General features: G+C 68.2%; 13 protein-coding genes. 7 read left to right on the top strand and 6 right to left on the bottom strand.

Going from position 1 to position 10,685, the window contains the following annotated elements; translation table 11 throughout:
- The first annotated feature begins 35 nt into the window (after positions 1–35).
- Positions 36–818 (top strand): exodeoxyribonuclease III, encoded by a 783-nt coding sequence (locus WEE69_13715; protein ID MEX1146351.1) that lies wholly within the window; start codon positions 36–38, stop codon positions 816–818.
- A gap of 91 nt (positions 819–909) precedes the next feature.
- On the opposite strand, the gene WEE69_13710 is transcribed toward WEE69_13715, so the two are convergent.
- Positions 910–1,377: an FABP family protein gene (locus WEE69_13710; protein MEX1146350.1), complete on the bottom strand. Its 468-nt coding sequence runs from the start codon at positions 1,375–1,377 to the stop codon at positions 910–912.
- A gap of 17 nt (positions 1,378–1,394) precedes the next feature.
- On the opposite strand from WEE69_13710, the gene WEE69_13705 reads away from it, so the two are divergent.
- Positions 1,395–2,750, top strand: a complete 1,356-nt coding sequence (locus WEE69_13705) for a carotenoid oxygenase family protein (protein ID MEX1146349.1) — start codon at positions 1,395–1,397, stop codon at positions 2,748–2,750.
- A 102-nt stretch (positions 2,751–2,852) separates the two neighbouring features.
- Complete coding sequence (locus WEE69_13700) at positions 2,853–3,302, top strand: hypothetical protein (protein MEX1146348.1); 450 nt, start codon at positions 2,853–2,855, stop codon at positions 3,300–3,302.
- Here WEE69_13700 and WEE69_13695 read toward each other — a convergent pair.
- The 3 genes from WEE69_13695 to WEE69_13685 are packed head-to-tail and all read right to left on the bottom strand — an operon-like array spanning position 3,268 to position 5,666.
- A complete protein-coding gene (locus tag WEE69_13695) occupies positions 3,268–3,858 on the bottom strand; it encodes a GNAT family N-acetyltransferase (protein ID MEX1146347.1) in 591 nt (196 codons plus the stop codon). The two genes, WEE69_13700 and WEE69_13695, sit on opposite strands and share 35 nt — an antisense overlap.
- 14 nt (positions 3,859–3,872) lie before the next feature.
- A complete protein-coding gene (locus WEE69_13690; GenBank protein ID MEX1146346.1) occupies positions 3,873–4,838 on the bottom strand; it encodes an electron transfer flavoprotein subunit alpha/FixB family protein in 966 nt (321 codons plus the stop codon).
- 48 nt (positions 4,839–4,886) lie between these two features.
- Positions 4,887–5,666: an electron transfer flavoprotein subunit beta/FixA family protein gene (locus tag WEE69_13685; protein ID MEX1146345.1), complete on the bottom strand. Its 780-nt coding sequence runs from the start codon at positions 5,664–5,666 to the stop codon at positions 4,887–4,889.
- A gap of 102 nt (positions 5,667–5,768) precedes the next feature.
- On the opposite strand from WEE69_13685, the gene WEE69_13680 reads away from it, so the two are divergent.
- Together WEE69_13680 and WEE69_13675 are read left to right on the top strand one after the other, a co-directional pair.
- The gene (locus WEE69_13680) at positions 5,769–6,968 is read left to right on the top strand and encodes a geranylgeranyl reductase family protein (protein ID MEX1146344.1); all 1,200 of its coding nucleotides are present in this window, start codon (positions 5,769–5,771) and stop codon (positions 6,966–6,968) included.
- A 19-nt stretch (positions 6,969–6,987) separates the two neighbouring features.
- Entirely contained in the window at positions 6,988–7,272 is a 285-nt protein-coding gene (locus WEE69_13675; GenBank protein MEX1146343.1) for a putative quinol monooxygenase, read from the top strand.
- On the opposite strand, the gene WEE69_13670 is transcribed toward WEE69_13675, so the two are convergent.
- Positions 7,257–8,060 (bottom strand): sugar phosphate isomerase/epimerase, encoded by an 804-nt coding sequence (locus tag WEE69_13670; GenBank protein MEX1146342.1) that lies wholly within the window; start codon positions 8,058–8,060, stop codon positions 7,257–7,259. The two genes, WEE69_13675 and WEE69_13670, sit on opposite strands and share 16 nt — an antisense overlap.
- 23 nt (positions 8,061–8,083) lie before the next feature.
- On the opposite strand from WEE69_13670, the gene WEE69_13665 reads away from it, so the two are divergent.
- Positions 8,084–8,398: a muconolactone Delta-isomerase family protein gene (locus WEE69_13665; protein MEX1146341.1), complete on the top strand. Its 315-nt coding sequence runs from the start codon at positions 8,084–8,086 to the stop codon at positions 8,396–8,398.
- 118 nt (positions 8,399–8,516) lie between these two features.
- On the opposite strand, the gene WEE69_13660 is transcribed toward WEE69_13665, so the two are convergent.
- On the bottom strand, positions 8,517–9,329 hold the full coding sequence (locus WEE69_13660) for an SDR family oxidoreductase (protein ID MEX1146340.1): 813 nt from the start codon (positions 9,327–9,329) through the stop codon (positions 8,517–8,519).
- Positions 9,330–9,409: 80 nt separating this feature from the next.
- On the opposite strand from WEE69_13660, the gene WEE69_13655 reads away from it, so the two are divergent.
- Positions 9,410–10,654 (top strand): acyl-CoA dehydrogenase family protein, encoded by a 1,245-nt coding sequence (locus tag WEE69_13655; protein MEX1146339.1) that lies wholly within the window; start codon positions 9,410–9,412, stop codon positions 10,652–10,654.
- Positions 10,655–10,685: the final 31 nt, after the last annotated feature.

The following is a 10,685-nucleotide window of genomic DNA, read 5'->3' as shown; positions in this document are numbered from 1 at the left end:
GAGGAATCGAAGTAGCGCGATACGGTCCCGCACCAATGCGGTTCGCCACCTGGAACGTCAACTCGTTGAAGGCGCGCCTGCCGCGCGTCGTGGAGTGGCTCACGTACGCGGAGCCTGATGTGCTCTGCCTCCAGGAGACGAAGCTCTCGAACGACACGTTCCCCCAGCTCACGTTCTCCGCGCTCGGGTACGACTCGGTGCATCACGGGCCCGGGCAGTGGAACGGGGTCGCCACGCTGTCACGCGTGGGCATCGAGGACGTGTCGAGCGGGTTCGGCGAGGGCGTGCTCGATCCCTACGAGGGCGACGCCCGACTGCTCGCCACCACCTGCGGAGGGATCCGGTTCGTCAACGTCTACGTGCCCAACGGGCGCGAGGTCCCGAGCGAGTTCTACGACCGCAAGCTCCAGTGGTTCGACTGCCTGCACAGCTGGGTCGATGGCAACGCGAAGCCCACCGACTCGCTCGTGATGATGGGCGACTTCAACGTGGCGCCCGAAGACCGCGACCTGTGGTCACCCAAGGCGTTCAAGGGTTCGACGCATGTCACGCCGGAGGAACGCGCGGCGGTCACGCGTCTGCACGAGTGGGGCCTCCAGGACGCATTCCGTGCCGTCTACCCCGACACCGACAAGCTTTTCTCGTACTGGGACTATCGCCGCGGCGACTTCCATGAGCACCGCGGCATGCGCATCGACCTCGTGCTGGCCACGCAGCCCGTCATCGACCGGGTGCAGTGGGCGCTCGTCGACCGCAACGCACGGAAGGGAAAGCTCCCCTCCGACCACGCCCCCGTCGTCATCGACATCGCCGACTGACTGACCGGCTTCCACCTCCATCCGAGCAAGTGACGCTGTGGTTCCGTATTTCCACTCGAGCGTCACTTGCTCCGACCGGGGTGGCGGACGATCAGCCCGCGCGGTGGAGCGTGGCTTCGCAATGGAACACGAGTGGCTGGTCGTTGGCGGCCATGTCGAGCTGGTACCAGAGCGTGTCGTCGTCGCGCTGCTCGAGCGTGCGACGCATCTGCGTGACGGGCTCCGCGGTCGGTGCGCAGGCCACGGCCAGGCTGACGAGCTCGATACGGTGGCCGGTGATCGCGCCGTCGTGCACTTCCACCACGCCGAGGGGATGCGCGACGACCAGCTCGATTCGCCCGTCCTCCGTGGCCCTCAGGTAGCCGGCCTCCTCGTGCGAGGGTGACCCGTCGGCGAGCAGCCACGTGTGCTCGGAGAACGCGAGGACCGGGTTCTCGGGGCGGGGGTGCGTGAAGGTGATCTCGTCCCGGTACGTGAAGTCGGCGCAGTTGGGGTACGCGCCCCGTCCTTCGCCCTCCCAACGGCCGACGAGCCAGGCGAGTGCGTCGGGCAGATCCACGCGAGAAGATTGGCACCATGACCGCAATTGCCCCGAATCCGTATCTCCTCGGGAACTACGCCCCGGTACACGACGAGCGGGACGACGCCGATCTCGAGGTGACGGGTGCCGTCCCGCCGGAGCTGCACGGCCTCCTGCTGCGCAACGGGCCCAACCCCATCGTCGACCCCGACCCGGCGATGTACCACTGGTTCTTGGGCGACTCGATGTTGCACGGCATCGAGCTGCGAGGCGGGCGGGCGCGCTATCGCAACCGGTTCGTACGCACGCCCTCGGCGGCGGCCGCGCTCGGCGAGGACGCGCCCGGGAAGTCGAGCGATGTCAACGGCCTCGAAGGGAAGGCGAGCACCGCGCTCGTGCACCACGCCGGGCGCATCCTGGCGCTCTACGAGGTGAGCCTCCCGACTGAGGTGAGGTCCGACCTCTCTACCGTGGGCGCGCTCGACTTCGACGGCGCGCTCGGTACCCCGTTCACGGCACACCCAAAGGTCGATCCCATCACCGGAGAGATGGTCTTCTTCGGGTACGACGTGTTCGGTCCCCCGTACCTCCGCTACCACGTGGTCGACGCGAGCGGACACCTCGTCACGGCCGAGGCCATCACGCTGCCGGCCGCGGTGATGATGCACGACTTCGCGATCACGTCGACGCGTGCGGTCTTCATGGACCTGCCCGTCGTGTTCGACCTCGCGCTCGTCGGCACTCAGCCTGCCCCATTCGCCTGGCGACCGGACAACGGAGCGCGGGTCGGCGTGATGCCGCGATCGGGGACGGATGCCGACGTCGTGTGGTGCGACGTCGAGCCGTGCTACGTGTACCACCCCATGAACGCGTACGACGACGCCGACGGCAATGTGGTGCTCGACGTCGCCCGCTACCCCGACATGTTCGAGACCCAGGACAACGGTCCGGGCGCGAGCACGGCGCCTCGACTCGAGCGGTGGCTCGTCGACCAGGGGCGGGCGCGGGTGACGGTCGAAATGCTCGACGATTCTGGCCAAGAGCTCCCGCGCATCGACGAACGCCAGACTGGGCGCGTCCACCGTTACGGCTACACGATGGAGATCACTTCAGAGTGGGCAGTGCAGAACGGCCTGCGCAAGCACGACCTCGTTGCTGGCAAGGTGGAGCGTCACGACGCCGGCACGGGTCGCGCAGCGGGTGAGCCGGTCTTCGTGCCCGCGTCACCCGATGCCGGCGAGGACGAAGGTTGGGTGCTCTCGGTCGTGTACGACGCGACGACCGACTCGAGCGACGTTCTCGTCATCGACGCCACCGACTTCACCGCAGCGCCGGTGGCGACGATCCACCTCCGACGCCGAGTCCCCTTCGGATTCCACGGCATCTGGGTCGCCGGCGCGCGGCTCGAGTAGTCGGCCGTTCGGGCTGACTGTCACACCCCCAGGGCAACGTGGGCCCACTCCCCCGCGCGCTTCCCCATCGCGATGCGACACGCACCGAAGGGGAGATACGTCATGCCCAAGCGCAGCTACTCGCGGGCCGAGCGGCGCCAGATGCCGATCATCCGCGGGCCGAACGACGCCGTGGAGATCATCAAGCAACTGGTGTGCGACGAGCACACCGAAGGCCAGCTCCTGATCGGGATCGACGACTCGATGCGTCTCAGCGGCGCGGCCTTCAACTGTCCGTGTGACGTGTGCCAGGAGCGCACGGCAGGCGATGCCGGCGAGCTCGTGGCCCTCGCCGACGAGATGGACGCGACCGACCTCGTGCTCGTCACCTTCGTCGACGAGGATCGGCTCGCACCGACCGCCGCCGACGTGGCGCGCTTCGAGGGCCTACGGGTCGAGTGCCTCGACCAAGGCGTCGCGTTGCTCGACCACTTGCTCTTCGCGGGTCACCGCTGGCGGTCGATCGCCGAGGTCGGTCTCAGCGCGGGTCCCGGCGCATCCACCACGTGGTGAGACCGTGCTCGGTCACCTCATCGGTCACGTCGAAGCCGGCGCGCCGGTAGAAGACCACGTTCTCCGGCTTGTCCGTCTCGAGCCACGCGACCTCGCCGTCAGCGTCCATCTGCTCGCCGAACGCGCGCAGCATGAGGCCACCGATGCCCGCGCCCTGAAGTCCAGGCTCCACGGCGACCGGTCCGAGGTGCCAATGACGTTCGTCGAGGTCGCGGCCGCAGTAGAGCGCCCAGATGTATTGACCGCGTGACGGATCGCCTGTGCCGCCGACGGTGGCGGGCGGTGTGCGCAGGTTCTCCGGCGCCAAAGCGCCGATACACGCACCGGGAGGCGCGAAGCCACAGATGCCCACGACGTGCTCACCCATCAACGCGCCGAGCGGCTCCGACTGACCACTGACGAAGCCCACGAAGAGATCCAGGCTGGCACGCACGCGCGTCACCGGCTCATCGCCGTACACCCAGAACGAGGTCGGGCTGGTCGACAGCGCGCGCCCGGCAACGCCGCCAGCTGCTGCGCGCTCGTCGTCGCGCAGGGGGCGGACGTCGACGTCCACCGACAAACCTCGCGTCAGCCGCGGGCCTGGAGCGCTTCGATGAGCTTGGGCACGACCTTGTGCACGTCGCCGACCACACCGAGGTCGGCCACCGAGAAGATGGGCGCCTCCGAGTCCTTGTTGACCGCGATGATGTTGTCGGAGCCCTTCATGCCCACGAGGTGCTGCGTGGCGCCCGAGATGCCGAGCGCGACATACACCTTCGGCTTCACGGTCTTGCCGGTCTGACCGACCTGCTTCGCGTACGGCACCCAGCCGGCGTCGACGATGGCGCGCGACGCACCCGACGCGCCCTTGAGCAGCTTGGCGAGACCCTCCACGATGGGCTCGTACGCTTCGGCGCTCCCGAGCCCGCGGCCACCCGAGACGACGACCGCAGCCTCTTCGAGCTTCGGCCCCTCCTGCTCCTCCACGTGATGCTCGAGCACTCGCGCCTCGCCGGCGCGTCCGGCGTCCGGCGCGGCGACCTGCTCGACCGTCGCGGCACCGCCACCGCCGGGCTCGGCGGCGAACGACTTGGGGCGGATCGCGGCGAGGAACGGCCCCGGCCCCGTGAACTTCGTGTCGACGAGCGTGTTGCCGCCGAAGATCGCAGTTCCCACCACGGCCTTGTCGCCGTCGACCTTGAGGTCCGTGCCGTTCGTGAGCACAGGCCGATCGAGCTTCACCGACAAGCGCGCAAGTGCGTCACGACCGTCGTAGCTCTGCGCGAACAGGATGAGGTCGGGCTGGTTGGCCTCGACCAGCGCGGCAAGGGCAGCCGCGCCGACCACTCCGGCAAGCGCCTCACCCCGGTCGACCGCGTACACCTTCGTGGCCCCGTGCTCCCCGAGCGCGGGCGCCATCGCATCGGCGTTGGCACCCACATAGATCGCCTCCACCGTGTCACCCAGCTCGCGCGCCTTCGTGAGCAGCTCGAGCGTGCTCGTGGCCGGCTTGTCGCCCTCCGGTGCCGGCTCGGCGTACACCCAGATCTTCATCTCACGTCTCCTAAATCTCGGTCGCGCTCGCTCGCTCGCCTGCGCACGTCAAATGACCTTGAGTCGCTCGAGGAACGCCACGATCTGCTCGTGCGCCGCGCCATCGTCTTCGATCTTCTCGCCCGCTTCGCGCGCCGGCGCGGCGGCAACGCTCGTGATCTGTTGGCGCGCGCCGGCCCAGCCCAACTGCTCGGCCGTAAGCCCGAGGTCGGTGACCTTCACCTCGTCCACCGGCTTGTTCTTCGCCGCCATGATCCCCTTGAACGATGGGTACCGCGGCTCGACGACACCCGCGGTCACGCTCACCACTGCAGGAAGCGGCGCCTCGACGACGTCATATCCGGCTTCGGTCTGGCGCTGGATCGTGGCCTTGCCGTCGGCAATCTCGATGTGCTTCGCGAACGTGAGCGAGGGCCAGCCGAGAAGCTCCGCAACCTGTGCGGGAGTCGTGCCCGTGTATCCGTCCGTCGACTCAGTGGCCGCGAGCACGAGGTCGACCTCGCCCGCGCGTTCGACCGCTTTGGCGAGCACCTTCGCGGTGCCGAGCGCGTCGCTCCCGGGCAGCGCATCGTCGGAGATGAGGATGGCCTTGGCCGCACCCATGGCGAGCGCGGTGCGCAGCCCCGACACCTCGTTGTTCGGGGCCATCGACACGAGCGTGACCTCGCCACCGCCGGCCTTGTCAGCCAGCTGGAGCGCCATCTCGACGCCGTAGCTGTCCGACTCATCGAGGATGAGCTTGCCCTCCCGCTTGAGCGTGTTCTCGGCGGTGAGCTCACCCGGCATGGCCGGGTCGGGAATCTGCTTCACGAAGACGACGATGTTCATAGTGCGGAGGATTCTGACCCGTGAGCGACCGTGACGTCGAAGCGAGCGCCGAAGCGACCCATGGAGAAGAGCCTCCGCGGATGACAGCAATAAGGTGAGGCGATGACCGGCAAGGTCGACATCCTCGTGGTCGGCGCCGGGCCGGCTGGGGCCGCGGCGGCACTCACGGCACGGGCACGCGGGCTCGACGTCCTCGTGGTGGACAAAGCCTCCTTCCCACGCGACAAGACCTGTGGCGACGGGTTGACCGCGAGCGCACTCCGGCGGCTCGAGGAGCTCGGGGTCGATGCACCCGCACTGCCTGGCTACGAGAGCGTGCGCGAGACGGTGCTCGTGTCACCGAGCGGTCGCCACGTGCATCTCCCTCTCCCCGGCGTGGGTGATCACTCCGCGGTGGTCCCGCGAGCCGAGCTTGACGCGGCACTCGTCCAGCGGGTTCGTGCATGCGGCGTCGAGGTCCGCGAAAGCAGCGCCCTCACCGCGATGCAGGACCACGACGACGCGATGCGCGCGGAGCTCGGCGACGGCACGACCGTCGACGCCTCGTTCGTGATCGCAGCTGACGGGCATTGGTCCGCGGTCCGCCGCTTGCGCGATGCGCGGCCGCACAACGACTTCGGCACGTGGCACGCGGTGCGTCAGTACTTCCGCGGCGTCGATGATCGCAAGCAGTGGGTGCTGTTCGAGCGTGACCTGTTGCCGGGATACGCCTGGGTGTTCCCGCTCGCCAACGGCCGTGCCAACGTGGGATTCGGCGTGCTCCGCGACGAAGGTCGCTCCGGCAAAGAGCTTGCGGCGCTGTGGCGCGACGTCATCGAACGGCCGGCCGTGCGCGAGGTGATCGGCCCGACAGCGGAGGCCGAGGGCCGGTACCGCGCCTGGCCAATTCCCACGTCGTATGCACCATCGCGACTCACCGACGGCCGCGTGCTGTACGCCGGCGACGCAGCAAGCGTCGTGGACCCGATGACCGGGGAGGGGATCGCACAGGCGTTGGAGACCGGGATGCTCGCGATCGAAGCTCTGCTCTACCACCGCGAGCCTGGCGCCGTCGCCGCTCGCTATCAGCGGGCGGTCGACCGCTCGATCGGCCGCGACCTGCGCTTCTCCAATGCATTGCAACGCGTGCTGCGATCCCCGTTCGGGGCTCGCGCCGCGATACGTGCCGCCGGATTGACGCCGTGGACCCGTCGGAACTTCGCGCGATGGATGTTCGAGGACTATCCCCGGGCCGTGGTGCTCACGCCCGATCGCTGGCACCCGGGCATGTTCACCACGCCCGGCGCGTACCGCGCCGCGTAGCGGCCGATAGCGTCGGGCGATGTCCATCGCCATCTTCACGAGGCTCACGGCCAAGCCCGGCCGTCGCGCGGAGCTGCTGGACACACTGAACGAGCTCGCAACCTCGACCCGCGCTGAGCCCGGGAACGAGCAGTTCGTGGTTCACGCGGCCCGTGACGAGCCTGACGTCGTGCTCGGGTACGAACTCTTCACCGACGACGCGGCGATCGATGCGCATCGCGCGACCGACGCGGTCCGAGTCGCGCGCGAGAGGCTCGACGACCTGCTCACGACGCCGCCCGAGATCACCTACGCCTTCGACTGATCAAGCAGCCCCTCGAGGTGCGCGACGCCGCGCCGGATCGTCGACTCGTACCCCTCGGCTTCGATGCGGGGCCCAACCATCTCCAGCTCGAAGGCACCTGAATACCCACGGTCGAGCACCGTCCGAACGATCGCGCCGAGCGGGATGTCGCCGTCACCTGGGACGGCGCGATCCGGGGTCGAGAGGCTGCCGATCACGAAGTCACTCACCTGCACATGGGCGAGCACGTCGTCCGCACCCATGATCGTCCTGGTGAGGTCGCGCTCCGCGAAGCACGAGTTCACTTCCAGGCATAGGCCAGTGCCAACCCGGCGCGCGAGGTCCACTCCGTCACGCGCCGTCGTGCAGAAGCTCAGGTCGAGGCGCAACGGACCCGTGTGCTCGATCGTCACTGGCACCGAGACGGCTCGTGCCGCGCGCTGCACGGGTTCGAGCGCGGTTGCGAGCGCGTCGGCCGCGGCGCTCCACTCGAGCAGCCCCGCAGGACCAGTCGTCATGACCAAGCACCCACCCAACATGGCTGCAGCGTCGACCGCAGCCAAGAGCCGCGTCTGCTGCGCGGACCACGTCGTAGGCGTCGCAAGATCCCACCAACCCAGCTCCACGATGTTGCTCACCCGCAAACCCGCGTCGCGGACGCGCGTGACCGCCACGTCGAGGCCCGCTTCTTCGAGCTTGCGGAACGACAGACCGACGTGATCGATGCCGGCGCCGGACCAGAACGCGAGATCCTCGTTCAGGCTCCAACCCCAGCTCGAGACTGCGCTCACCGAAAGGCGCGGGTGCATGACCTCATTCCTATACTCCGCCGATGCTGTTCTTGGTCCAGGGCCAGATCGACTCGAGCACCGAGCCGACGCCGGAGTTCCTCCAGGCGTCGAAGGACACGCTCGAGCAGCTCGGCGAGATGCAGAAGTCAGGCAAGGTCAAGGCTGGTGGCGTTTTCATCGGCCCGATGGGCGTGTGCTTCATCGTCGACGCCGAGTCGAACGAAGATCTCCACCTCGTGCTCACGACGATGCCGTCGTTCCGGTACGCGGACTGGGAGGTCATGCCGCTCATCCCCTTCCATCGGGACATCGAGATGAGTCTCGACGACGCGTTGGAGCGCTCGAAGCAGCGCTAGTCGAACCCGGGCCCGAGCGGCCCCGCGAAGGCGGCGGCTCTGCCGACCGCCGAAGCAAGGAGCCGTCGCTCGCGACGGTGACCAATGTGGGCGCGCAGCGCCGAGAGCGGGAAATTGGCTAGCCGAGGTCGATGTCGGCGGCCGAGATGTCGGGCACTGGCATGCGGGCAGTCACTCCGCCGTCGACCGGGATCACGGCACCGGTGATGAAGGCCGACTCGTCGGACGCGAGGAAGAGTGCGGCGTTCGCGATGTCGTCGGGCAGGCCGAGGCGCGTCAGGTGCATCGCCTTCGTGGCACCACCGATCACCGGGTCGTCCATCATCTTGAACGCACCCTCGCTCGTGAGCACCATGCCCGACACGATGCAGTTGGAGCGGATGTTGTCTGGCGCGTACTCCACGGCCATCGAGCGCGTCAGCGTGTTCAGCGCACCCTTGGCCGCCGTATAGGTGTCGAGGCCGGGCGTACCGAGCAATGACGCCGCGGACGAGATGTTGACGATGGTGCCGCCACCGGCCTTCGCCATCTCGGGGATCGAGTACTTGCACGCCCACACCACCGCCTTGAGCGCGACGAGCATGATCGAGTCCCATGCATCGTTCTCGAGCTCGGTGACCCGGCGATCGAGCCGGCCCGGGCCCATCAGCTCGGTCGGCGCCGCGTTGTTCACCAGCGTCGTGAGCTTCCCGTAGCTGTCGACTGCAGCCTTGACCATGGCGCGCACGTCGTCCTCGTTCGCCAAGTCCGTACGGACATACGTGCCTTGACCGCCGGCGTCGCGAATCTGCTTCTCGATCTCCGTGCCGTCGTCCTCAGAGCGGCCGGTGATGATCACGCTCGCACCTTCAGCGGCGAACCGGATGGCTGTCGCGCGGCCGATCCCACGCGTCGATCCCGTGACGATGGCCACCTTGTCCGCAAGCCGCATCGCCGTAGGATGACACAGCATGTCGATCGAACGCAGCGGAGCGCTGGCCGGACGGCCGCGAGCGAGGAGCGGAGTGACCAATGGCAGTTGACTTCACGCTTCCGCCCGACGTCGAGAAGGTCCGCTTGCGGGTCCGCGAGTTCATGGACTCCGAGGTGCGTCCGGCCGAAGAGAAGCTGTATGCCAACGCGGCCGATGGCGAGCCTGAACGCCGTGATGTCGTCGGCTTGATCCTCGAGCTGCGTGAGAAGGCCAAGGAGTGGAAGGTCTGGCTTCCCCACATGCCCGAGGAGTGGGGCGGCCTCGGGCTCGGCATCACGGCAATGGCGTTCGTATCAGCGGAAGCGGCGCGCACCGCGTTCGGATCGTTCGTGTTGAACGCGCAGGCGCCCGACGAGGGAAACCAGCACACGCTGCTGCACCACGGGACCGATGACCAGAAGGAGCGCTATCTCCGGCCGCTGGTCGAAGGGCGGTTGCGCTCGTGCTTCGCGATGACCGAACCAGAGGTGGCGGGATCAGATCCGACCGGCATCCGGACCACGGCTGTGCACGACGACGCGACCGGCGAATGGGTGGTGAACGGTCACAAGTGGTTCATCTCGGGTGCGCGCGGCGCGGGCTTCGCCATCCTCATCGCCAAGACCGATCCCGACGCCGACCCGCCGCAAGCGTCGAACACCGCGTTCATCGTGGATCTACCAGCCGCCGGCTGGGAGGTCATCCGCGACATCGAGACCATGGCCGGACACGGCAACCACTGCGAGATCCGCATCACCGATCTGCGGGTCACTGACGCGAACGTCCTCGGTGGACGCGGCAACGGACACCTGCTCGGCCAGGCTCGACTCGGACCCGCTCGACTCGCGCACTGCATGCGCTGGATCGGTCAGATCGAGACCGCGCTCGAGATGCTCGTGGCGCGCGCCGAGGAGCGGGAGCTGCACGGCGCGCCGCTTGCTGACAAGCAGGCGATCCAGTGGATGATGGCCGACTCGGCGATGGAGCTCTACGCCGCCAAGCTCATGGTGCTGCACGCGGCCTACAAGATCGAGCACAGACTGCCGTTCCGCCAGGAAGTGTCGTTCGCAAAACACCACGTCGCGAACACGCTCTGGCGCGTGGTCGATCGCGCCATCCAGGTACACGGGGCGCTCGGGTACTCGACCGACACGCCGCTCGAGCGCATGCTCCGCCACGCGCGCTCAGCCCGTCTCGTCGACGGCGCAGACGAGGTCCACCAGGCGCTCATCGCCCGCAACGTTCGGGCCGCGTACGCCGAGACCGGCTCGCTGCGCTCGGCGACCGGCGACCTCGACCTGTAGTCCGCTCTCGGCGGGGAGCGCCGGGCCGCTC

Source organism: Acidimicrobiia bacterium (assembly GCA_040881685.1).
In the GTDB taxonomy this organism is placed as follows: Bacteria; Actinomycetota; Acidimicrobiia; order IMCC26256; family PALSA-555; genus SHVJ01.
Note: the sequence above shows the minus strand (reverse complement) of the source record. Positions and strands in the feature narration are given on the sequence as shown.

Coding starts and splice junctions, on each gene's coding strand:
- WEE69_13705 (MEX1146349.1), top strand. CDS start 1,395: ATGACCGCAATTGCCCCGAATCCGTATCTCCTCGGGAACTACGCCCCG.
- WEE69_13690 (MEX1146346.1), bottom strand. CDS start 4,838: ATGAAGATCTGGGTGTACGCCGAGCCGGCACCGGAGGGCGACAAGCCG.
- WEE69_13685 (MEX1146345.1), bottom strand. CDS start 5,666: ATGAACATCGTCGTCTTCGTGAAGCAGATTCCCGACCCGGCCATGCCG.
- WEE69_13670 (MEX1146342.1), bottom strand. CDS start 8,060: ATGCACCCGCGCCTTTCGGTGAGCGCAGTCTCGAGCTGGGGTTGGAGC.
- WEE69_13675 (MEX1146343.1), top strand. CDS start 6,988: ATGTCCATCGCCATCTTCACGAGGCTCACGGCCAAGCCCGGCCGTCGC.
- WEE69_13660 (MEX1146340.1), bottom strand. CDS start 9,329: ATGCGGCTTGCGGACAAGGTGGCCATCGTCACGGGATCGACGCGTGGG.
- WEE69_13680 (MEX1146344.1), top strand. CDS start 5,769: ATGACCGGCAAGGTCGACATCCTCGTGGTCGGCGCCGGGCCGGCTGGG.
- WEE69_13665 (MEX1146341.1), top strand. CDS start 8,084: ATGCTGTTCTTGGTCCAGGGCCAGATCGACTCGAGCACCGAGCCGACG.
- WEE69_13715 (MEX1146351.1), top strand. CDS start 36: ATGCGGTTCGCCACCTGGAACGTCAACTCGTTGAAGGCGCGCCTGCCG.
- WEE69_13655 (MEX1146339.1), top strand. CDS start 9,410: ATGGCAGTTGACTTCACGCTTCCGCCCGACGTCGAGAAGGTCCGCTTG.
- WEE69_13700 (MEX1146348.1), top strand. CDS start 2,853: ATGCCCAAGCGCAGCTACTCGCGGGCCGAGCGGCGCCAGATGCCGATC.